The following is a 21,725-nucleotide window of genomic DNA, read 5'->3' as shown; positions in this document are numbered from 1 at the left end:
CGACCGGCTGAACGGCGCCTTCTCGCCGTTGGGCAGCTCTACCGGAAGCAGGAGGTCGGGGACCCCGCGCCCGACGCGGTGGCGACCGTGCTCGCCAGCGGGCGAACGGGCCCCACCCAGAGCCTGCGGAAGATCGGCAGCAGACGGACCAGGCGGTTGGTAAGACGGCGGAGAGCGGCCGCCCTGCGCAGCGCGCCCGGGTGGCCGCCCGTTCTGCCCTCGCGAACGGTCAGCGCACCCAGACGGTGTACTCGGCGCGACCACCCGGACCGTCGCACCACACCTCGTCATACCCGTTGTGGTGGGCGTTCGGCAGTTCCTCAGCCTCGCACTGCCTCTTCGACTCATACGTCATGCCGCCAGCCACGTGCCAACCGCTGCCGGGTGGGGGGACGGCGACAGCGCTGGTGGCGGTCAGCGGGATTGCTATCGCTGCGGCGCCGACGGCGAGGCCGGCGGTGATGCGGGAACGCCACGGCTTCATGAGTTCTCCTTCTGTTGGCTGCACTGTCCCTGGGTAAAGCACCGGGATCCGGTGGTGGTGCCTCTGCGGCCTGCAGCGTGCCTTGATCGACACGTCACCCCGCAAAATGACACTTAGCGCTACTTTGACATTTAGTGACTCCAGTGGCCATCCTCGATGGAGTGACATGAGTCACAGCGGAGTGTCTACGCTGAGGCCGTGGCAGCAGACCTCGACCACACTCGAGAAAGTCCACGGGCCACAAGATGCGGTACTGGTTGGTGGGTGATTTGCCGTCACCTGAACGGATGGGGCTGGGCCCCAGCTGGTCGCCGCTCGGCTGAACGCCGTGAGCAAGGACTCTTTCGGGACTCCGCTCGAAGGGGAAGTGACGCCAACGCGGTAACCGGGGCGCAGGGGGGAAGGGTACCGAACAGACATGCGCCGGATTCTGACACGACGCCACGGCCGTACCCAGGGATTTCTGGCACGCCGGACGGTTCCAGGAGCACGACGGACGGAGCCTGTTCGCGGGGGCCGTCCGTCGCTCGGCGCGGGCGCGGCTACCGCTCCGGGCTCCGACGGCTCAGGTCGGAGAGCGTGCGCAGGCTCCGCAGGAAGCTCTCCCGGTCGGCGTCCGCCAGCTGTCCGAGCCAGGACTCCTCGCGCTGCTGGATCTCGTCCCGCACGGAGTCCCGCAGTCGGCGGCCTTCGGGCGTGAGGGAGAGCAGCCTGGCCCGGCGGTCCTTCGGGTCAGGTCGGCGGGTGAGCAGCTCGCGCGACTCCAGGTCGTCCAGCACGGCGATGATGCGGGTCTTGTCGGCGTTGATGGCCGCCGCCAGCGCGGCCTGGGTGCGCAGGGGTGTGTCCCCCAGGGCCGACAGCGCGACATACCCCCACATGCTCAGCCCGTGAGCGTCGAGGACGGGTTGCTCGGCGGCCATCAGCGCGCGGCCGAGGGGGACGACCATCGCGGCGAGGTCGGGTCGGGGCGCTTCTCCGGCGGCAGCGTTCACGGCGCCGAACCTACCCGTTGACAATCAGTAGGCGCAAGCAGATTGTAAGCACATGCCTACTAAAATTCTGCGATCCTCCTGGACTGCCGGGCCGGCGAGCGGCCGGCCCGGCCCCGTCCTGGTGAGCATCACCGACTTCGCGCCCCGCAGGATCACGGACCTGCCCGGGATCTACCGGGCAGCCCGGCGCCTCGCCTCTGGCTGGCAGGAGTTGGACGGGGCGCACGGCATGTGGCTGTGGGCGGAGCGAACCGGCCGCAGATGCGGGGCTGTCGCCGTCTGGCGCGATCACGCCGCGCTGCGCGGGTTCGTCGGCTGGCCGCCGCACGTGGAGATCATGCGGGCATACCGCGGCAGGGGCGAGCTGACCTCGGCCACCTGGAGCTCCGACACCTTCGACCCGGGAGGCGTCTGGGCGCGGGCCCGGGCCGAGCTGCTCACCCCGCGGACAACCTGACCTCGACCCCTCCGCGTCGCCGCCGCCCCGTCCGGACGCTCCCGGACCCCGCCTCCGCCGGGACGGATGAACGCACGACCATTGACACACCTCTGAGGGCCGTTCAAGGATGACCTTCGTTGACAACGTTGTCGCCTGGTGAAGAAGGACCATGATGGGCCCCGTTTCCCTCCCTGTCGGCCGCAGGCTCCTGCTCCAACTGCTCGGCGCGAGCGGCGCCGCGGCCGCGCTCCAGCCGGTGCTGAGCGCGTCACCGGCCGCCGCCTCCGGCCCGGCCGCGGCCCGGTCCGTCGATCCGCCCGACGAGGTCGCCGCCACGTACCACCGCGTCCTGCTGAGGCACACCCGCTGGTCCGAGACGCAGTGGGACGAGGCCAAGGGGACCTACACGGACGAGTACTTCGGCTTCGCCGTCGTCCTCGGACACGCCGTGCTGCTCACGCACGGGACCTTCGACGAGCGCGAGGCCGGCGTCGACCGGGAGACCCTCAGGCACCGGACCCTGGCGACCCTGCGCCACTTCGCCGCCTCCAACCGGCTCACCGGCGGCACCGAGTGGGGCCGCACCCTGTTCTTCGACACCACGTTCCAGTCGTACTTCATCCTCGCCGCGCGCCTGCTCTGGGACGAGCTGGACGCGGGCACCCGCGCCGCCGTCGACACCATCACCCGCGAACAGGCGGCGTACACCCACTCCCTGGGCACCGGCGACGACCCGGCCTCCGGGGACTGGACGCCCAACGGCCTCCAGGGCGGCCACGTCGGTGACACGAAGCTGGAGGAGATGGGCCTGTACGCGCAGACCCTCGCCCCGGCGCTGGCCTGGGCACCGGACGACCGGCGCCGGGCCGACTGGGCCACGGACTACGGAACCTGGTCGCGCAACGAGGGCGGGCTGCCCGCCGCCGACCTGGCCAACCCGGCGCGCGTGGACGGCGTCCCGGTCTCGCGCAACACCGCGCACAACACGTACGACACCTTCATCGTGGAGAACCACGGCTCGTTCGGGCCGCACTACCAGGCGGAGATGTGGCGCACCTCGGGCCGCAACGCCGCGCACTTCCTCGCGGCGGGCGAGCCGCTGCCCGAGGTCCTGACCAGGCAGCCCAACGCGGAACCGCTGTGGCGCACGCTGCTGGGTGTCATGTCGGACGCGGGCGAGCCGCTGATGCCCATGGTGAACGACCGGGAACACCTGTACGGCAGGGACGTGATCCCGCTGGCCTTCCTCTCCCGGGTGGCCGGGGACCGGGCGGCGGCCCGCGCGGAGGCGGACCTGGCCGAGCGGCTGGAGGCGTACCAGAAGTATCCGCCGGAGTACCGGCTGGCGAAGTTCTCGGGCGAGCCCAAGTACGAGCCGGAGGCACGCGCGGAGCTCGCGATCAGCTACCTGCTGCACGTGTGGCCGACCGCCGGCCGCGGTGTGCGCCCGATGTCGCGCGAGGAACTGTTCGCGCACGCGGCGGGCGTCACCGACTTCGGGACCGGACCGGGTCTGGTCTCCCACCAGTCCCCCGCCGCCTGGGCGGGCGTGGTGACGAAGCCCGGGTTCGTCAAGTTCGGCTGGCAGCCCGGGCACGACGACTGGCTTTTCCGGCTCAGCGGCGCCACCCCGATGTTCCTGCCCTCGACGGCCGCGAAGGTCACCGGCAGGCAGGTGCGGGTGCACACCGCCCTGCGCGACGGGTTCGACGGCAGCGCCACGGTGCTGCGGCTGGGCGAGGGCTTCGCGGGGTACGCGACACTCCCTTCGGGCGGTGTCGTCTACGCCAGTGACGGGGCGGGAGCGGGCGGCTCGCGGCTGGAGGTGCACAACCTCACGATGCCGGGTGTGGCCGGCCTGGACGGCAGCCGCACCTACCGGTTCGCGGAGGGTTCGGCCACGGTCCGCGCGCAGGACGCCTCGTCGGCGGCGAAGGGACGCGTCGACGAACTGGCCTTCCCGGCCGCGACGGTGCGCCACGTCAGGATGCTGGGCGTGCGGCCCGACCCGACCTACGGGTACTCGCTGTACGCCGTCGAGGTCCGCGCCGGTGACGGCACCGACGACCTCGCGCGCGGCGGGGCCGCGACTGCATCCTCGCAGTCGGCCGGGATGACCGCCGACCTGGCGGCGGACGGCGACGCCGGCACCCGCTGGGCGGTCTCCCGCGAGGACCGGAAGCGCGCGGACAGCTGGTGGGCGGTGGACCTCGGCGCCGCCCGTGCGGTCGACCGGGTCACCCTGCGCTGGGAGGCGGCCGCCGGACGCTCCTACCTGATACAGGGCTCGTCCGACGGCGAGCGGTGGACGGACCTGGCCACCGGCCCGGCCCCGGCACTGCGCAGCGAGGGCGGCTGGCTCGACATCGACGGCCGCGCCGGTCTGGTCGTCCGCGGCGGCGGCGGGCACACGGTGGCGGTGTACGGCGACTCGATCGTGCCGGCCGAAGGGGCGCGGGACGCTCTTGTGATCGAGGGGCACTGCGGTGCGTCCCCCGCCGAGTTGCGCGCGCTGGCGGACCGGCCGGCCCCCGTCGCCGAGGACGCCCGGGTCCGCGCGGCCCTCGTGGACGATCACCTGAGCCTCTTCAACCTCTCGGCGGACGCGGTCGACACCGGGGTCGAGGTGCCGCAGGAGGGACGCCACCGGCACGTGTACGAGGGCGAGCAGACGGTGACCCGGCAGGGCCTCGGCTACACGGCGCACCTGGACGCGGCCTCCGCGCTGCTGCTCCCGCCCCGGTTCACGCTCGTCCCGCTCTCCGGCGGCAGCCTGCCGGCGGGACTGCGGGTCAGGGTGAGTGACGGGGCGACCCTGCACCTGTCGGGCCCCCGCTGCCGGGTGCGGGTCGAGGCCCAGGGGCGCAGCACCGTCGCGACCGTGCGCACCGGGCACGAGGTCCGTGTCACGTTGCGCGGCGCGCGGCCCTTCCCGCACGACGACCACGCCCTCGGGCGGAACACCTTCCCGACCAATCCGCTGCCGCCGGGGATGTCCAGCCCCGGCGCCGCCGTGGACGGTGCCCCCGACACGGCGTGGCGGCCGGGCCGGGGCGGCCGCATGGTGGTCGACCTCGGCGCGAGCACCGAGGTGCGCCGGGTGGAGGCGGAGTGGACCACCGGCTCGGCCCCGGCGGCCCGCGTGGAGTTCAGCGCCGACGGCGTGCGGTACCGGCGGGTGGGGACGCTGGCCGGTCACGGGCGGGTGCGCACGGTCGCCTACCGGGGCCCCGCCCGCTACGTCGCTGTGACGGTGGACGGCACGCCCCGCGCGCACGAAGGGCTGGTGCGGCTCTCAGTGAAGTGAGGAGGACCGGGTGGCGGAACGCCGCCCGGGGAAGCCGTGCCGACCCCTTCGAGTGGAACCGGGCCACGACCGTCGTGTGACGATCACGCGATTCACTCGTTTGAGAGATCGGTAACAGCAGATCCTCGGTCGTGGAGGGCACCGCTTATGCCCGTCAGTCGGTTCCGTGAGAGAAGTCGCCCGGCCCAAGGGCGTGTCCAGAGAGCCGAGTCCGTGCTGGTCGAGCAGTACGGCGGCCTCGTACGCCTGGCGTACCTGGTACTGCCGGCCTCGCTGGGCAGACATCGCAGGGTCCTCAGGGCCCACGCCCTCGCCCAGCGGGCACTGCCCCGGACCGGCGGCGGAGCGCGGCCGAGGCCCGGCGTGCCGGCTCCGCGCGACGGTGCCGAGCCGGTCGCGGCCCTCATCGGCAACGACCTGCGCGTCGCCGTCCTGCGCGCCGCGCTCAAGGACGGGCGGCGCGCGGGCGGCTGGGCGGGCCGGGCGGCGGCGGTGTGGCCGCCGCGCCGGCTGCCCATCGTGCTGGGGCTGCGGCTGTTCCCCCGGTCGGGCAACGCCGACGACATGGCCCTGGGCCGGGTGCTGTCCGGTGCGGAACCGGCCACCCGGGGCGCGTTCGTGCTGCGGCACGTGGACGGGCTGTCCGAGCCGGAGGTCCTGGAGCTGCTGCGGGCCGCCGGTGTCGAGGATCCGGCCGGGGCCCTGGGCGCCGCGGACCGGCTCGACCTCGGAAACGGTGCCGCGGCGGCGAGTGCGCTGTCGGCCGCGGGGCCCAGCGAGTTCGACGCGTGCACCGTGCGGGCGCAGCCGACGGACCTGCTGCGCCGCAGGCGGCGGACGCGGCTGGCAGGCGCGGTGGTGCTCGCCGCACTCGTCACCTCGACGGCGCTCGTCGCCACCGGCCAGGACACCGAGGAGTCCGACGCGACGGGATCCGGCGTCGCGCGGTCGGCCTACGCGCCCGCCGCACAGGACCTGCGCCGCACGGACCCCGCGCTGTGGGCGGACACCTCACGGGTGGACTTCACCGCCTGGCCGGCCCGCGGCGACCGGACCGACGACACCGCGCTGCTCACCCGGGCCCTGGACACCTGGTCGAGCCCACCACGCGGGACCACGGACGTCTCCTTCGCTCCGGGCACGCCCACAGACCCTCCGCCCGGCTCCCCGCAACTGCTCTACGCGGGCGAGGTGGACGGCCGCACGGTGGTCCTCCTCCACGACGGCCGACGGCTGGCCCGGTACACCGAGCCGGACGCGTCCGGCGGTGAGCCCGCCGCCCTGTCCGTGGCGCGGGTCGACGACGCGGACGTCACCACCGCCGCCGCGGTCGCCGTGACGGAACACGACGGAGCGGCCCGGTACCTGCTGGCCCCGTGGATCGCCGAGGCCGGTACCCGTGACCTGCTGCGCCCCGACGACGCCGCACGCGACCTCGACGTCTCGGCGGACGGTGTCACCGGGCCCGTACCGGTGCCGGCGGCACCGGCAGGCGGGTCCTGCGAGCGGCGGACGGTGCTGCAACTGCGGTCGTCGTCCCGCATCGTCGAGGACCACTCGTTCCTCCTGGCCGACCGGGGCGGTCTCTCCCCCGTGCACCTCACCTACACGCCGCTGCCGGGTGCCGGCACTCCCCCGGCCCGCCAGCCCAGGGAGGCCACCGGGAGCGCCGCCCTGGCGGCCTGGTCCCGGCTGGCGTGCGGCCTGGACGGCCTCTCCGACGAGGGCGAGCCGGTCCGCGCCGTCAACCTCTGGGACTTCGCCGATCAGCGGCTCCCCCAGGACGCCGGACGCGCCGTGTGGTCCTGCGCCCGCGCCGTCACCTGGCGCGGCACCGACGAGGTCTCCGTGGACCTGCGCACCCGCGACGCCGCCCAGCGGGTGGTACGGGCCCGGGGAACGGCGGCGTGCAGCCGGTTCGGCCAGCACGTGGTGGCCGAGACGCGGTGGCGTTCCCCCGACGGCGACTGGTACGTCCTCGCCGCCGGCAGCCGCGCCGTCACGGGCCTGCGCGTGACGGGTGAGGTCACGGCCGGGAGCGACGACCGGACGCTGGCGGTCCGGGCGCCCCGGGAGGCGGAGGCCGAGGTAACGGGCCTGCTGCGGACCGGCGAGGACCTGGCCGCCCTGACCGGCGACGATGACCGATGAGTTCTGCCGGCGGCGCGGGTCCACCCTGACATGACGCACATCATCGCGGACATCTCGGTCTCCCTCGACGGCTTCGTCACCGGACCCGGCCCCGGCCCGGACAGCGGGCTGGGGGCCGGCGGCGAGGCCCTGCACACCTGGGCGTTCTCCGACGACCCCGACGACCGCCGGGTCCTGCGCGAGGCCACCGCCCGGTCGGGTGCGGTCGTCCTGGGCCGCCGCCTCTTCGACGTGGTCGACGGACCGGGCGGCTGGGACGACACGACCGGCTACGGCGCGGGCGAGGTCGGCAAACCGGCGTTCGTCGTCGTGACCGGCTCACGGCCGGAGTCGGTGCGCCTCACCGGCCTCGACTGGACCTTCGTCACCAGCGGCCTGGCCGACGCGGTGGCCACCGCGCGCGAGCGCGCCGAGACGGCCTCGGTGGCCGCCGGCCGGGACCTCGACGTCGTCCTCATGGGCGGCGGCGCCCTGATCGGTTCGGCGCTCGACGCGGGACTGGTCGACTCGCTGACGCTCCACCTGGCGCCCGTCGTGCTGGGCACCGGGACGCCGCTGTTCCCCGGCCGGGCTCCCCGCTCGCTGGTACAGCGCAGCGTGATCCCGACGTCGACCGCGACCCACCTGACCTACGACGTGCTCTGACGCCGGCCGACACCGCCTTCGGCCGTCCGGCGAATCTCGGCCGTCCCGCGGATCTCGGCCATCCACCGGATATTCGCGTGCACCGAGCGGCGGTGGGCGCTACCTTCATCCGCATGAACGTCATCGGCCGAAGCACCTTCGCGTCCGCGCGAGCGACCAGCTCGCCGGCCGCCGCCGCCTGACCTTCCCCCTTTCCCACCGGCGACCGGAAACGGCCCGTCGGTGGTCTCGTGGCGTTCCGGCCCCTCGCCTCGCCGCCCCGCTCGCACGGACCCGTTCTCCGGTGCCTCCCGCCACGCAGCGAAGGAGTCACCCCCATGGACACCGAGCAGATCGTCCGCACGTTCACCGAGTACTACGAGGAGCACGGTCACCGCCGGATCACCGGCTCGACCCTGCTGCCCCCGCCGGGCGACGCCGTGCTGTTCACCACCTCCGGCATGCATCCGCTCACCCCGTATCTGGAGGGCCGTCCGCACCCGCTGGGCCGGCGGCTGGTCAACGTCCAGCGCTGTCTGCGCACCACGGACCTGGAGGAGGTCGGCGACAGCACCCATCTCACCGTCTTCGAGATGCTCGGCACCTGGTCCCTGGGCGACTACGAGAGCCGGCAGAGCCTCGACTGGGCCCACCGGCTGCTCACCGAGGGCCTGGGGATCGATCCGGGGCTGCTGCACGCCACGGTGTACGGCGGCGGGGACCAGGTGGGACCGGACACCGACTCGCTCCGGCTGTGGCAGGAGCGGGGTGTGCCGGTGGAGCTGACGCTGGAGGACAACTGGTGGTCCAACGGTCCGGTCGGCCCGTGCGGACCCGATTCGGAGATCTTCCTGTGGACCGGTGACACCCCGCCCCGGTCGACACCCACCCGCGACGACCGCTGGGTCGAGGTGTGGAATCACGTGATGATGCGTCACCGCCGCTTGGACGACGGCAGCCTGGTGCCGCTCCCGCAGCGCAACATCGACACCGGCCTCGGCCTGGAGCGCCTCTCCTCGCTGCTCCAGGGCAGGTCGTCGGTGTTCGAGTGCGACGTCTTCGACCTGTGGCGGGGACTGGTTCCGCCCCTGTGGCCGCTGGACGAACCCTCGCTGCGGCTGGTCGTCGACCATCTGCGCTCGGCCGTCGTCATCATCGGTGACGGGGTGCGCCCGGCCAACACCGGGCGGGGGTACGTGCTGCGCCGCCTGGTGCGACGCGGCCTCACCGTGCTGTGGCGGGACGACCCGTCGCGCGGCCTCGGCGACCTCCCCCTGGAGCTGGTCTCCCACACCCTGGACCGCTTCCGGCAGGAGGGGGACCCCGCGACCGTACGGCGACTGCTGCTGGAGGAGGAGCGCCGGTTCCGCGGGCTCCTGGAGCGCGGGCGGAGCGTGCTCTCCCGGCCCCGTTTCCGCGGCCCACTGGGAGAGGACGACTTCCACTACCTCCACGACACCCACGGACTGCCGCGCGACCTGGTGACGAGCCTGCGCGAGGAACGGGTCCCGGGCGGCCATAATCGCCCGCGTGAGCGAGACTGAGTCCCACAAGACGGCGCAGGAGATGTCCACCAGGGGCGGTACCCGCTGGCGCACCTTCGTGCAGACGGAGACCGGCAGCGCGGTCCTGCTCCTGGTGGCCGTCGTCGCGGCGCTGCTCTGGGCCAACATCGACTTCCACTCCTACGAGGCCGTGTGGCAGGCCCACTTCACGGTCGGCTTCGACACCCGTCACCTGTCGCTGACGGTCCACGAGTGGATCAACGCGGGGCTGATGAGCCTGTTCTTCTTCGTCGTCGGGCTGGAGGCGCGACGCGAGTTCGACATGGGGGAACTGCGGGACCGGCGGTGGGTGCTGCTCAGCGCGGTGGCCGGCCTCGGCAGCATGGTGGTTCCGGCCGTGATCTACGTCGTGATCAACGCGGGGCACGACTCGGTGCACGGCTGGGGCACGGCCATGTCGACCGACACCGCGTTCGCGCTGGGCATCCTGGCCGTCCTGGGCCGTCGGCTGCCGGCCTCGCTGCGGGCGCTCATGCTGTCCATCTCGGTCGTCGACGACCTGGTGGCGCTGCTCGTCATCGCCGTCTTCTACAGCGACGAGATCCACCTCCCGGCGCTCCTCGTCGCCCTGGGCGCGCTGCTTGCCGTCGTCGTCGTGCTGCGGCTGGCGGACGCCCGTCGCGGTCTGTTCTGCGCCCTCCTGGCCGTGGTGGTGTGGGTGGCGCTGCACGAGGCCGGGGTCGATCCGGTCGTGACGGGTCTGGCGGTCGGGGCCCTCGCCATCGCCTACCCGGCGCCCCGTGGTGATCTGGAGCGGGCGACCCGTCTCTTCCGGCTGTTCCGGGAGCAGCCGACGCCCGAGCTGCAGCGTTCGGCGGCGCGGGGCCTGGCCTCGGCGATCTCGCCGAACGAGCGGCTGGAACAGCGGTTCCTGCCCTGGGTGAGCTTCGGCATCGTGCCGTTGTTCGCCCTGGCCAACGCGGGGATCGAACTGAGCGGCGCTCGGCTGGCCGACGCGTTCACCTCGCCCGTCACGCTGGGCATCCTGTGCGGCTGCGTGGCGGGGAAGATCGTCGGTGTGGTGGGTTCCATGGCGGGCGCGCAGCTGCTGTCGGGGCGGCGGCTGCGGCCCAACGTGGGCTGGGGCTCGGTCACCGCCGCCGGATCGATCGCGGGAGCCGCCTTCACCGTGTCGCTGCTGATCGCCGCAATCGCCTTCGAGGGGGAGGAGCTGAACCAGGCGCGCATCGGCATCATCGCCACGCTGATCGGCTCCTTCGCGGTCAGCTGGGCGGTCTCCGGGCTGATCGGCCTCCTGCCCGCGGCGCGGCGGACGCGGGCCCTGCTCGGCACGTCCGAGCCACTGACTGATCTCGGGGTGGCGGTCGACGAGCGCCACGACCATGTGCGCGGTCCCGCGGACGCCGCCGTGACCCTGTTGGAGTACGGCGACTTCGAGTGCCCGTACTGCGGCCAGGCCGAAGGCGTGGTGCGCGACCTGCTGGGCGCCGAGACCGACGTCCGCTACGTGTGGCGCCATCTGCCGCTGACCGATGTGCATCCGAACGCCCAGGCGGCGGCAGAGGCGTCGGAGGCGGCCGCACGGCAGGGCAGGTTCTGGGACATGCACGACCTGCTGATGGACCGCCAGGACGAGCTGGGCGAGCGGGATCTGCTGCGGCACGCGCGCGAGCTGGGCCTGGACATGGAGGTGTTCCGCGAGGACCTGGCGCGCCGCCGGGGCGCCCGGCGGGTGGCCGAGGACGTGGACTCGGCGGACCTGAGCGGCGTGTCGGGCACGCCGACCTTCTTCGTCAACGGCAGGCGCCACCGCGGTGCCTTCGACATCGACGCCCTGAAGCGGGCAGTCGAACAAGCCAGGCGGCGGGCCCTGGCCGGCGGCTGAGGTGACGTCCGGTCAGGTGTTGCGGCGGGGCGGGCGGCGGCGGCGCTGGACGGCGCCGTAGGTCTTCTCCAGTGCGGCCGTCGAGGCGTCGTAGGAGCGCTGCGCCACGCCGACGAAGAGGCAGTCGACGACGGCGAGCTGGGCGATGCGGCTGACGGTCGCGCCGGAGCGGAACGGGGTCTCCCGGGCGCAGGTGGTCAGTACGAGGTCGGCGCCGGTGGCGAGCGTGGAGCCGGGGTCGTTGGTCAGGGCGATGGTGGTGGCTCCGCGTTCGGCGGCGGCCTGGAGGGGTTCGGTGGTGTCCTCGGTCTCGCCGGAGTGGGAGACGGCCAGCGCCACGTCGCCGGGCCCCAGGAGCGCCGCCGCGGTGAGTGCGGCGTGCCGGTCGCTCCAGATGAAGGCCATACGGCCTATGCGGTGCAGCTTCTGATGCAGGTCCTGGCCGACGAACGCGCTGGCCCCGACGCCGAAGATGTCGACCCTGCGGGCCCCCGCGACCGCGTCGACCGCCCGGCCCAGCGCCTCGATGTCGAGTCCGGCGCCGGAGTCCTCCAGGGCCCGGACCTCGTTGTAGATGATCTTGCCGACTATGCGGTCCAGCGTGTCCGTCGGGCTGATGTCGGTGCCGCCGCGCTCCGGACGCTCACCGCCCAGGGCGTGTTCGCGTGCGGCGGCGGCCGCCAGCGCCAGGCGCAGCTGGGGGTAGTTGCCGGTGCCGATCGTGCGGCAGAACCTCATCACGGTGGCGGCCGAGGTGTCCGCCCGCTCCCCCAGCGCGTTGATGGACAGTTCGGCGACCTGCCCCGGGGCGGCCAGGACGGCGTCGGCCACCCGGCGTTCGGAGGGGGCCAGGGAGGGCCGGGCGGCACGGACTCGCGTAAGGATGTCGGCGAGCGGGGCGTCCTGTGCGGACTGCTCCGGCGCGCCGGACGAGGACTGGCGGACCATGGCCCCTCCTGAGTGTGGTGGACACAGGTTAGTGGGGCCACCCGGGTTGGTCAAAAATTTACGTACGGTCCGAACAGCCGTTACTTATTGACATCCGGAGTGCGGCATTCCCATACTCGGACGGCCCTCTCCCCACGCCGGCGACCCCACCGGCCAGTGTCTAGGAGCACGCGTGCGCCAGCTCGACCTCGTGGTGATCGTGGTCTATCTGATCGGGATCGCCTGGATCGGCCTGCGGAAGGCCGGCAAGCAGAAGTCGGCGAAGGACTACTTCGTCGGTGAAGGCCACATGCCGTGGTGGACGGTGTCCTTCTCCGTCGTCGCCACCGAGACCAGCGTCCTGACCGTGATCAGCGTTCCCGGCGGTGCCTACAGCGGCCAGGGCTTCGGCAACGTCGAACTCGCCCTGGGTTACGTCATCGGACGCGTCGTCGTCGCCACCGTGCTGATCCCCCTCTACAAGCGCGGCGGGTTCGTCAGCGCCTACCAGTACCTGGGCGACCGGTTCGGGCTGAAGCTGCAGGGGCTCGCCTCGGTGACGTTCGTCTTCACCCGGCTGCTGGCCGAGGGTGTCCGGCTGTTCGCGTCCGCCATCCCCATCAAACTGCTGCTCGACGAGTTCGGCGTGCACGCGAGCTACCGCGTGATCATCATCGTGCTCACGCTGATCACCGTGGTGTACACCTACCTGGGCGGCATCAAGGCGGTCATCTGGACCGACGCCATCCAGATGGGCCTCTACCTCGGCGGCGCGATCCTCGCCGTCGCGGTGCTGTCCGCCCACGTCGGCGGTGACGGCTACGCCCGCGCCTGGGACGCCGGGCGGTTCACTCTCTTCGACACCGACTTCAGCCTGGCGCACGTCCTCACCAGCCCGTTCGCCCTGCCCACCGCCATCATCGGCGGCGCCATCTTCGCCATGGCCAGCCACGGCTCGGACCAGCTGATCGTGCAGCGGGTGCTGGCCACCCGGACGCTGCGCGAGGGCCAGAAGGCCATGATCGCCTCGGGTGTCTTCGTCGTCATCCAGTTCGCCGCGTTCTCGCTCGTCGGCGCGCTGCTGTGGTCGTACAACCAGGGCAGGTCGTTCTCCGAGCTGGGCCTGTCCAGCTCGGACAACCTCTACCCCGAGTTCATTCTCAACGGGCTGCCCGTCGTCGTCTCCGGGCTGCTGGTGGCCGGCATCCTGGGCGCCGCGATGGGTTCGCTGTCCTCGGCGCTCAACTCCATGTCGAACTCCACGGTCGCCGACATCATCCACAGCTTCTTCCGCAGCACCCCGTCCGAGGAGTCCCTGCTGCGGCTCGCCCGCTGGATGACGCTGGTGTGGGCGACGCTGATGGCCGTCTTCGCGTGCGCGTTCAGCACGAGCACCGGCAACGTCTACCTGACCGGGCTGACCATCGCCGGCTACACCTACGGTGCCCTGCTCGGCGCGTTCCTGCTCGGGCGGCTGGTGTCGCGCGCCAACGAGGTGGACTCCGTCGTGGCCTTCCTGGTCACCATCGGAGTGATGACGTACATCGTGCGCGTGGTCAAGGTCGACGTCACGACGGGCGGGACGACGGTGCCGCAGGCGATCGCGGCCCAGTGGCTGGTGCCCATCGGGGTGGTGATCACCCTGGTCGTCGGCGGCGTGCTGAGCCTGTTCCACCGGGCACCGGCGGCCGGCGAAGGCGCCCTCGAGGGCACCGAGCCGGGTACCGGCCCCGACCGGCTCACCGCGGCCGGCCGGAAGTGAGCGGGCCGCCCTCCGGCCCGGACCCCTTCGCACAGGAGACGTCTTGCGTGTGATCGGCCTGATGTCAGGCACCTCCTACGACGCCGTCGAGGCGGCCGCTGCGGATCTCGTCCTCCAGGACGACGTCCTGGTGATGCGGCCCCTCGGGCATCTCTCGGCCCCCTACCCCGACGAACTGCGCGAGCTGATCGCGGGATTCCTGCCACCGTCGGCCACGACCGCCCGCACCGCCGCCGTGCTCGACACCGGCGTCGGTCGCGCCTTCGCCGACGTGGCCGTCCGCGCCCTCGGCGAACTGTGCGACGGGAGTGCGGACCTGGTGGTCTCGCACGGGCAGACCGTCTACCACTGGGTCGAGGACGGCGCCGTCCGCGGCACCCTGCAACTGGGCCAGCCCGCGTGGATCGCCGAGGCCACCGGTCTGCCCGTCGTCTCCGACCTGCGCGGCAGGGACGTCGCGGCCGGCGGTCAGGGCGCCCCGTTGGTGGCCATGACCGACGCCCTCGCCCTGGCCGCGCTGCCCGGCACCCCGGCCGCGCTCAACCTGGGCGGCATCGCCAACCTCACCGTCGTCGCCCCCGGCGTCGCGCCGCTGGCCTTCGACACCGGACCCGCCAACGCCCTGATGGACGCCGCCGTACGGCACTTCACCGGGGGCGCCCTCGAGTACGACGAGGACGGGCGGCGGGCCGGCGCGGGACGGGTCGACACGACGCTGCTGCGGGTGCTGCTGGACGACCCGTACTACGCCAGGCCGGCCCCGAAGAGCACCGGCAAGGAGCGCTTCCACCTGCCCCACCTGCTGGAGGCGCTGGCCTTGGCGCCGGTGCCGGAGCCGGACGACGTACTGGCGACCCTGGCCCGGCTCACCGCGGTCACCGTGGCCGACGCCTGCCGGGCGCACGGGGTCACCCGGCTCGTCGTCTCCGGCGGCGGGGCGCACAACCCGGTGCTGATGGGCATGCTCGCCGGGGAACTGCCCGGCGTGGCGCTCGGCCCCAGCGACGCGCTCGGACTGCCGTCCGACGCGAAGGAGGCCCTCGCCTTCGCGCTCCTGGGCTTCCTCACGGTGCACGGCCTGCCCGGCGCGATCCCGTCGGGAACCGGTGCGCGCCGGGCGACGCTCCTCGGCAGCATCACCCCGGGCCGGGAGCCCCTGCGCCTGCCCGAGCCGGCGGCCCGACCGCCCCGTTCGCTGCGCGTCACGGACGAGCCGGTGCCGTGACCGCCGAAGCGGGCGGGGCCGACCTCAGCCCATCTCGCCGGTGCGGGCCTGCCGCCACAGGTCGACGCTGCCGTCGGCCACCGCGTACTTGTCGATCTCGGCGAGTTCGTCGGCGGTGAAGGTGAGGTTGTCCAGGGCGGCCACGTTCTGCTCCAGCTGGGCGGGGCGGGAGGCTCCGATCACCAGCGAGGTGACGCGCGGGTCGCGCAGCGCCCAGGCCAGCGCCATCTGGGCCAGGGTCTGGTCCCGCCGGGCGGCGATGTCGTTCAGCGCGCGCAGCCGCTGGAGGGTGTCCTCGTTCAGCCAGTCGGTCGCGAAGGACTTGCCCTGGGTGGCACGGGAGCCCTCCGGGACTCCGTCGAGGTAGCGGCCGGTGAGCAGGCCCTGGGCGAGCGCGGTGAACCCGATCACGCCGAAGCCCTCGTCGCCCGCGGCGTCCAGCAGGCCCTCGGTCTCGATCCACCGGTTGAGCATGTTGTACGAGGGCTGGTGGATCAGCAGCGGGGTGCCGAGGTCGCGGAGGATCGCCGCGGCCTCACGGGAGCGTTCGGCGTCGTAGGAGGAGATCCCGACGTAGAGGGCCTTGCCCTGCCGCACCGCCGTGTCCAGGGCCGTCATCGTCTCCTCCAGCGGCGTGGAGGCGTCCAGGCGGTGGGAGTAGAAGATGTCGACGTACTCCAGGCCCATGCGCTTCAGGGACTGGTCGAGGGAGGCGAGCACGTACTTGCGGGAGCCGCCGCCCTGGCCGTAGGGACCGGGCCACATGTCGTACCCGGCCTTGGTGGAGATCACCATCTCGTCCCGGTACGGCGCCAGGTCCTGGCGCATGATCCGGCCGAAGTTGATCTCGGCGGATCCGTAGGGCGGGCCGTAGTTGTTGGCCAGGTCGTGGTGGGTGATGCCGAGGTCGAAGGCGCGCAGGGCGATCTCCCGCTGCGACTCGAACGGCTTGTCGTCGCCGAAGTTGTGCCAGTAGCCCAACGACAGGACGGGCAGGTCGAGCCCGGAGCGGCCGGTGCGCCGGTAGCGCATGGTGCCGTCGTAGCGGTCGGGAGCGGCGACGTGGTTCATGGCGTTTCTCCGGTGGTGGGTGGGGGACGGGCGGCCCGTGACGGTCGGGTCAGCCGGTGGCGGCCCCGAACCACCGGGGCAACCGGTCGAACAGGTCCTGCCGGTCGTCACCGACCCATGCCACATGGCCGTCCGGCCGCAGCAGCATCGCGGGCACCTCCAGTTTCGCACCGGTGTCGACGACGTGATCGACGCGGTCCGCCCAGCCGGTGACGGACAGCCGGCCGGTGCGGTCCAGGAGCAGTCCGCGGCCGGTGCGCGTCAGCTCGTACAGGCGCCCCTGCCGCACATCGACGTCGCGCATTCTCCGGCCGACGAGTTCGTGTCCGGCACCGAGGTCGTAGCGGACGTTCAGCGCGGTGATCTTCTCGGCCAGGTGGCGGCCGACGCCCTCGAACCGCGTCAGCTCCGCCAGCAGGCGGCGTACCGCCCGGGGCCCGGGTTCGGTGGAGAGCAGTTCCATCTGGGCGCGGGTGTTGTCCAGCACGTCGGCGGCGACCGGGTGCCGCTCCGTGTGGTAGCTGTCCAGCAGCCCGTCGGGCGCCCAGCCGTTCACCTCCGCGGCGAGTTTCCAGCCGAGGTTGAAGGCGTCCTGGATGCCGAGGTTGAGGCCCTGCCCGCCGACGGGCGGGTGGATGTGCGCGGCGTCGCCGGCCAGCAGCACCCGGCCGGTGCGGTAGCGCTCGGCCAGCCGGGTGGCGTCGCCGAAACGGGACAGCCAGCGCGGCGAGTGCACGCCGAAGTCGGTGCCCGCGCATGCCTTGAGCTGCCGTTTGAACTCGTCCAGGGTCGGTGGGACCGAGCGGTCCTGGGCCACGTCCGCGGCGGGCACGCCGACGCGGTAGTAGCCGTCTCCCAGCGGTCCGGCGCCGAACCGCTTCTGGGTCTCACGGACCTCGGCCACGACGGCGGCCACCTCCTCGGGCTCCGAGCCGACGCGCATCTCGCCGATCAGCGTCTGCGTGCGGGAGGGTTCTCCGGGAAAGCCGACGCCGAGCAGTTTGCGGACGGTGCTGCGGCCGCCGTCGCAGCCCACGAGGTAGCGGGCGCGCAGCCGGGTACCGTCGGCCAGCTCGGCGGTCACGCCCTGGTCGTCCTGGCTCAGCCCGGCCAGCTCGCGGCCTCGTTCGACGTCCGCGCCGAGTGCGACCGCGCGCTCGGTCAGCAGGCGGTCGGTGACGGGCTGCGGGATGCCGAGGACGTAGGGGTGCGTGGTGTCCAGCTCGACGGGCGCGGACGTGCCGATGCCGGCGAAGAAACCGCCGGCCGGATACCGCTTGCCGTGTTCGAGGAACCCCTCCAGCAGGCCGCGCTGGTCCATCACCTCGATGCTGCGCACGTGCAGTCCCAGCGAGCGGACCACCGGGGTCGGCTCGGTGTCCCGTTCCAGGACGCGTACCTGTACGCCGTGCAGGCGCAGTTCGCCGGCCAGCATGGTGCCGGTCGGTCCGGCGCCGACGACGAGTACGTCGATCATGAGTCCCCCAGGGTGCGAATGCGTCGGATCGGGCCGGTTGCCTCAGGCGGGCAGCGGCCGAGGGCGACGATTCTGCGCCACGGAGAGGGTCTTGCCGCAAGGCCCCCCATGCGCTATAGGTTGAGAGAGGCAGGCGGGATCGACGCGCCTGCCTTTTCGCTGCCCCGGATCAGGATGCCCCGGACCGGAGTGCCTCGGATCAGGGTTGCGCGAGCACCAGGGAGGAGCCGCCGGCCCGGATGCCCTCGGCCGCCGCACCGGTCAGGTCGGTGTCCGTGACGATGGTGTCGAAGTCCGTCAGCGGTGCCACCCGGTAGCGGCCGAAGGTGCCGTACTTGGACGAGCCCGCCACGAGGACGGAGTGCGCGGCGGAGGCCATCGCCGCCTGCTTCACGTCCACCTTGGCCTCCGAGGGCGTCGTCGTGCCCCGCAGCAGGTCCCAGGAGCTGGTGCTGATGAAGGCGACGTCCAGCGCGAGCTGCCGCAGGGTGTCGGCGGCGAGGCGGCCGACGCTGGAGCGGTTGGAGACGTCGACGCGGCCGCCGACGTGGACCAACTCCACGTTCTCGGCGTCCATGAGTTGTCCGATGGTCGTGAAGTCGTTGGTGACCACGGTGAGGTCCGACAGCGCGCTCAGCGCGGGGGCCATGGCGAGAAGCGTGGTGCCCGCGTCCAGGTAGACGGTCATGCCGTCCTGGACCAGGCGGGCCGCCTCGGCCGCCATCGCCCGCTTCTGGGGCTGTTCGACCTGGGACTTGTCGAGGAAGCCGGGTTCGCTGCTGATGGTGCTGGCGATGCGGACACCGCCGGGCACCGAGAACACCAGCCCGCTCCGCTCGAGTTCGGCGATGTCGCGGCGGACCGTCATGTGGGAGACCCCGAGCAGCCGCGTGATCTGCTGCACGCTGAGCACGCCGTCCCGCCGCAGGTGCTTGAGCAGTTGTTCGCGGCGCTGGTCCGGGATGAGCGGAGGGTGCTCGCCGTCCGAGGTCATGGTCTGGTCTCCCTTCGACCGTGCTGACGTTAGCCGATGATCATGCCGGTGACGGCCGGGCCCGCCACCGGCAGGCGCCGTCAGCCGTGCACCACCGTGCTGAGCAGCATCACCCCGCCGAGGCTGAGCAGTGACTGGAGGGACAGCATCAGCGTCCAGGTGCGGAAGGTCTGCGCCACCGACAGCTGGAAGTACTCCTTGAAGAGCCAGAACCCGGAGTCGTTGACGTGCGAGAGCATCACCGCTCCCGAGGCCGTGGCCAGCACCATCAGCTCGGGCGAGGTGCCGGGCGAGGCGCTCAGCAGCGGCGCGACGATGGCCGTGGCCGCGGCGGTCGCGACGGTGGCCGAGCCGAGGCACACCCGCAGCAGCGCGGCGACCAGCCAGCCCAGCAGCAGCGGGGGTATCGCCCAGTCGACGGCGTAGTCGGAGATGAGCTGGTCGATCCCGGTCTCCGTCAGCATCGCCTTGAAGCCGCCGCCCGCGCCCAGGATCAGGATGATGGCGCCGACCGGTGCGAGGCCCTTGGACGCCATCTTCTGCAACTGGCCGAAGCCGAAGCCGGACCGGACGCCCAGCGCGAAGAAGGCGAAGACCACGGCCGCCAGCAGCGACAGCACGGCGGAGTTGCAGGCGTCGAAGAACTGGTACGGCAGGGTGCCCTCGGCCGTGTTGGCCGTGCCGAGGGTGCCGACGAGCATGAGGCCCGGGGGCAGCAGCACGGTGATGAGCGCGAGCGTGAAGGAGGCCGGCTTGCGCCGGTGCTCGGGCTCGGTGGTGGCGGACTGGACCGGACCGCGGTCGAGGTCGGGCGCGGGACCGAACCAGCGGCTGACGACGCGGGTCAGCACCGGCCCGGTGAGCACGGCCATCGGGATGCCGATGATCAGGCCCCACAGGATGGTGAGGCCGGTGTTCGCCCCGTACGCGGAGACGGCCAGGGTCGGCGAGGGGTGCGGCGGGAGCAGGCCGTGCGACACGTACAGGCCCGCGGCCATCGGCAGGCCCACCCACAGCAAGTGGGTGTTGCTGCGCTTGGCGACGGTGTACACCAGCGGCACCAGCATGACGAAGCTGACGTCGAACAGGTGCGGCATGCCGATCAGCAGTGCGGCGGCGGTGATGGCGGCCGGGATCCACTTCACGGGCCGGGACCCGATGAACACGGTGGCGATGCGGTCGGCGCCGCCGGAGCCCAGCAGGATCCCGCCGAGCAGGGTGCCGAGACCGATCGTCGGGCCGCTGCCGGCGAGGGTGTCGCCGAAGCCTTCCTGGAAGGCGTCGACGGCCCGCACCGGGGCGATGCCCGCCGCGACGCCCAGGCCGAGGGCGGAGAGGGCGAGCGCGAGGAACGGGTGCAGCTTCGCCTTGGTGATCAGCAGGACCAGGACGACGACGGCGACGACCCCGAGGAGGAGGTGCTGGAGGTCGGGGCTCATGCGGCGGGCGTTCCTTCCGTGCCGTCGGGGCAGCCGCGCGAGGCACGTCCGGAGCGCCAGGCGCGCAGCAGAGCGGCGTCGGGGTCGGCGAGGTCGGCCACGCGGACCGGTTCCCCGGCGGCCACGGGCCGGGCGAGCGTGGTGTGGGCGGCGAGGTAGAGCGGGGCGATGTCGTCGTCCGCCTCGTCGCCGCGCAGGAGGACCGCCTGGACGCCGGTGACGTCGTGGTGGTGTCCGCCCATGGTGAGGACGGTCCCGGCGGCCAGATCGGTGCGGGCGCGGCCGGCGAGCACGGCGTACGAGCGGGGGTCGGTGGAGCCGGAGGGGCGGTGGTGCAGTACCGCGGACAGCAGACTCACGGGGGTCTCCACGCCCATGAGGTGGTACGGCAGGTAGATCGCGGCGTAGCGGCCGTCCTTGCTGAGGACGTGGCCCTTCTCCCGCAGGGTCTGCCAGGTCACCGGATCGCCGGTGCGCACGACGACGAAGACGCCGCCGGCGAAGGACGCCTCGCCGGGCAGGCGCAGCGCGCTGAAGACGTCGACGGCACCGGCGCGGTGCAGCACGCCGCCGTCCTCGCGGGGGCGGTAGACGTCGGCGAGTTCGGCGATGCGGGCGACGGGGTAGTGCAGGCGCTCCGTGTCGGGACCGAATCCGGTGTTGTTGGCCACCACGGCCATCTCGCAGTAGTCCGCGGTGGCGCCGGTGGGCAGGGCCGCGACTGCGGCGGCGCGGGCGTCGAGCGTGGCGCGTACGTCGTCGCCGAGGTCCAGCAGGCCGGCCAGGGCGGGTGCCGGCACGGTGGTGTCCAACTGGGTCACGGTGCCGGCGCCGGGGTCGAGGACGAGGTCGTACTCGGTGGACTTGCCGATCGCCACGATGTCGAGGCCCAGCAGTTCGGCCCACGTGACCAGGCCGATGAGGTTGGCGGGCTGGTCGCCGTCGGCGGTGGTGTAGACGAGGCCGCGCTCGGCGGCGAGGCCGGCGAGGTGCAGCCCGGCGACGGAGTCGACCTCCTTGCTGACCATCGCGACGTGCCGGCCGTCGCGCAGGGCGCGCTCGGCCATGGCCAGGCCGTCCGCGGGGCTGCCGGTGGCCTCCACCAGGATGTCCCAGGGGGCCGCGGTGAGCAGGGCGGCGTCGGCGACGAGGGCGACGCCCCCACCGGCGACGGTCGCCGCGACGTCGGCCGCGTCGTCGCACTCGGCCACGGTGCCGGAGTACGCCAGCTCCTCCAGTACGGCGCGCAGTGCGGGCAGGTCGCGGTCGCACAGGACGGCGGGGACGAGGCCCGGCATCCGGCGTGTCTGGGCCAGCAGGGTCCGCGCGAACCCGCCGCCGGCTCCGGTGAGTGCGTACCGCACCGTCCGGCCGCCGCTGTCGGCGAACAAGTGGTGCAGGTTCATGAGGCCCTCCTGG

The 21,725-nt window shown here is 72.8% G+C and carries 16 protein-coding genes; 8 read left to right on the top strand and 8 right to left on the bottom strand.

All coding sequences use genetic code 11. From position 1 onward, the window contains the following. Window positions 1–229: 229 nt before the first annotated feature. Together ACGF3J_RS30580 and ACGF3J_RS30575 are read right to left on the bottom strand one after the other, a co-directional pair. Window positions 230–484 (bottom strand): hypothetical protein, encoded by a 255-nt coding sequence (locus ACGF3J_RS30580; RefSeq protein WP_161330749.1) that lies wholly within the window; start codon window positions 482–484, stop codon window positions 230–232. Window positions 485–1,026: 542 nt separating this feature from the next. After that, a complete protein-coding gene (locus tag ACGF3J_RS30575; RefSeq protein ID WP_346346215.1) occupies window positions 1,027–1,479 on the bottom strand; it encodes a MarR family winged helix-turn-helix transcriptional regulator in 453 nt (150 codons plus the stop codon). Window positions 1,480–1,531: 52 nt separating this feature from the next. Between ACGF3J_RS30575 and ACGF3J_RS30570 the strand changes: the two genes are divergently transcribed. The 6 genes from ACGF3J_RS30570 to ACGF3J_RS30545 all read left to right on the top strand — a co-directional run bounded on the left by ACGF3J_RS30570 (window position 1,532) and on the right by ACGF3J_RS30545 (window position 11,411). Further along, window positions 1,532–1,936: a hypothetical protein gene (locus ACGF3J_RS30570; RefSeq protein ID WP_393855232.1), complete on the top strand. Its 405-nt coding sequence runs from the start codon at window positions 1,532–1,534 to the stop codon at window positions 1,934–1,936. 154 nt (window positions 1,937–2,090) lie between these two features. Beyond that, window positions 2,091–5,225 (top strand): discoidin domain-containing protein, encoded by a 3,135-nt coding sequence (locus ACGF3J_RS30565; RefSeq protein ID WP_161329767.1) that lies wholly within the window; start codon window positions 2,091–2,093, stop codon window positions 5,223–5,225. A gap of 147 nt (window positions 5,226–5,372) precedes the next feature. After that, complete coding sequence (locus ACGF3J_RS30560) at window positions 5,373–7,376, top strand: hypothetical protein (protein WP_393855231.1); 2,004 nt, start codon at window positions 5,373–5,375, stop codon at window positions 7,374–7,376. A gap of 30 nt (window positions 7,377–7,406) precedes the next feature. Then, complete coding sequence (locus ACGF3J_RS30555; protein ID WP_393855230.1) at window positions 7,407–8,021, top strand: dihydrofolate reductase family protein; 615 nt, start codon at window positions 7,407–7,409, stop codon at window positions 8,019–8,021. A 317-nt stretch (window positions 8,022–8,338) separates the two neighbouring features. Beyond that, complete coding sequence (locus ACGF3J_RS30550; protein WP_161332829.1) at window positions 8,339–9,544, top strand: alanine--tRNA ligase-related protein; 1,206 nt, start codon at window positions 8,339–8,341, stop codon at window positions 9,542–9,544. 22 nt (window positions 9,545–9,566) lie between these two features. Continuing rightward, the gene (locus ACGF3J_RS30545; protein WP_161332838.1) at window positions 9,567–11,411 is read left to right on the top strand and encodes a Na+/H+ antiporter NhaA; all 1,845 of its coding nucleotides are present in this window, start codon (window positions 9,567–9,569) and stop codon (window positions 11,409–11,411) included. 12 nt (window positions 11,412–11,423) lie between these two features. On the opposite strand, the gene ACGF3J_RS30540 is transcribed toward ACGF3J_RS30545, so the two are convergent. After that, window positions 11,424–12,359, bottom strand: coding sequence for a MurR/RpiR family transcriptional regulator (locus ACGF3J_RS30540; protein ID WP_161332830.1), 936 nt, complete (start codon window positions 12,357–12,359; stop codon window positions 11,424–11,426). A gap of 172 nt (window positions 12,360–12,531) precedes the next feature. On the opposite strand from ACGF3J_RS30540, the gene ACGF3J_RS30535 reads away from it, so the two are divergent. Then, entirely contained in the window at window positions 12,532–14,100 is a 1,569-nt protein-coding gene (locus ACGF3J_RS30535; protein ID WP_161332831.1) for a sodium:solute symporter, read from the top strand. A 43-nt stretch (window positions 14,101–14,143) separates the two neighbouring features. After that, window positions 14,144–15,325 (top strand): anhydro-N-acetylmuramic acid kinase, encoded by a 1,182-nt coding sequence (locus tag ACGF3J_RS30530; RefSeq protein ID WP_161332832.1) that lies wholly within the window; start codon window positions 14,144–14,146, stop codon window positions 15,323–15,325. Window positions 15,326–15,349: 24 nt separating this feature from the next. Here ACGF3J_RS30530 and mgrA read toward each other — a convergent pair whose 3' ends face one another. The 5 genes from mgrA to ACGF3J_RS30505 all read right to left on the bottom strand — a co-directional run bounded on the left by mgrA (window position 15,350) and on the right by ACGF3J_RS30505 (window position 21,712). Further along, on the bottom strand, window positions 15,350–16,396 hold the full coding sequence (gene mgrA / locus ACGF3J_RS30525; RefSeq protein WP_161332833.1) for an L-glyceraldehyde 3-phosphate reductase: 1,047 nt from the start codon (window positions 16,394–16,396) through the stop codon (window positions 15,350–15,352). Between the two features lie 49 nt (window positions 16,397–16,445). Next, on the bottom strand, window positions 16,446–17,873 hold the full coding sequence (rox, locus tag ACGF3J_RS30520) for a rifampin monooxygenase (protein ID WP_161332834.1): 1,428 nt from the start codon (window positions 17,871–17,873) through the stop codon (window positions 16,446–16,448). Between the two features lie 199 nt (window positions 17,874–18,072). Continuing rightward, on the bottom strand, window positions 18,073–18,867 hold the full coding sequence (locus tag ACGF3J_RS30515; protein ID WP_161332835.1) for a DeoR/GlpR family DNA-binding transcription regulator: 795 nt from the start codon (window positions 18,865–18,867) through the stop codon (window positions 18,073–18,075). 80 nt (window positions 18,868–18,947) lie between these two features. Then, on the bottom strand, window positions 18,948–20,306 hold the full coding sequence (locus tag ACGF3J_RS30510) for a gluconate:H+ symporter (RefSeq protein WP_161332836.1): 1,359 nt from the start codon (window positions 20,304–20,306) through the stop codon (window positions 18,948–18,950). Further along, window positions 20,303–21,712: a homoserine dehydrogenase gene (locus tag ACGF3J_RS30505; RefSeq protein WP_393855229.1), complete on the bottom strand. Its 1,410-nt coding sequence runs from the start codon at window positions 21,710–21,712 to the stop codon at window positions 20,303–20,305. Before ACGF3J_RS30505 ends, ACGF3J_RS30510 begins: the two co-directional genes overlap by 4 nt. Window positions 21,713–21,725 lie beyond the last annotated feature (13 nt).

Origin of the sequence: Streptomyces sp. NPDC048171 (genome assembly GCF_043202655.1) — a bacterium.
Taxonomy (GTDB): Bacteria; Actinomycetota; Actinomycetes; order Streptomycetales; family Streptomycetaceae; genus Streptomyces.
The sequence above is the reverse complement of the archived record's forward strand: the minus strand, read 5'-3'. Positions and strand labels throughout refer to the sequence as shown.

Excerpts from the sequence above, each read along its gene's own strand:
- ACGF3J_RS30555 (WP_393855230.1), top strand. The coding sequence starts at position 7,407 with ATGACGCACATCATCGCGGACATCTCGGTCTCCCTCGACGGCTTCGTC.
- rox (WP_161332834.1), bottom strand. The coding sequence starts at position 17,873 with ATGATCGACGTACTCGTCGTCGGCGCCGGACCGACCGGCACCATGCTG.
- ACGF3J_RS30540 (WP_161332830.1), bottom strand. The coding sequence starts at position 12,359 with ATGGTCCGCCAGTCCTCGTCCGGCGCGCCGGAGCAGTCCGCACAGGAC.
- mgrA (WP_161332833.1), bottom strand. The coding sequence starts at position 16,396 with ATGAACCACGTCGCCGCTCCCGACCGCTACGACGGCACCATGCGCTAC.
- ACGF3J_RS30515 (WP_161332835.1), bottom strand. The coding sequence starts at position 18,867 with ATGACCTCGGACGGCGAGCACCCTCCGCTCATCCCGGACCAGCGCCGC.
- ACGF3J_RS30560 (WP_393855231.1), top strand. The coding sequence starts at position 5,373 with ATGCCCGTCAGTCGGTTCCGTGAGAGAAGTCGCCCGGCCCAAGGGCGT.
- ACGF3J_RS30570 (WP_393855232.1), top strand. The coding sequence starts at position 1,532 with ATGCCTACTAAAATTCTGCGATCCTCCTGGACTGCCGGGCCGGCGAGC.
- ACGF3J_RS30550 (WP_161332829.1), top strand. The coding sequence starts at position 8,339 with ATGGACACCGAGCAGATCGTCCGCACGTTCACCGAGTACTACGAGGAG.
- ACGF3J_RS30505 (WP_393855229.1), bottom strand. The coding sequence starts at position 21,712 with ATGAACCTGCACCACTTGTTCGCCGACAGCGGCGGCCGGACGGTGCGG.
- ACGF3J_RS30580 (WP_161330749.1), bottom strand. The coding sequence starts at position 484 with ATGAAGCCGTGGCGTTCCCGCATCACCGCCGGCCTCGCCGTCGGCGCC.
- ACGF3J_RS30565 (WP_161329767.1), top strand. The coding sequence starts at position 2,091 with ATGGGCCCCGTTTCCCTCCCTGTCGGCCGCAGGCTCCTGCTCCAACTG.
- ACGF3J_RS30545 (WP_161332838.1), top strand. The coding sequence starts at position 9,567 with ATGTCCACCAGGGGCGGTACCCGCTGGCGCACCTTCGTGCAGACGGAG.
- ACGF3J_RS30510 (WP_161332836.1), bottom strand. The coding sequence starts at position 20,306 with ATGAGCCCCGACCTCCAGCACCTCCTCCTCGGGGTCGTCGCCGTCGTC.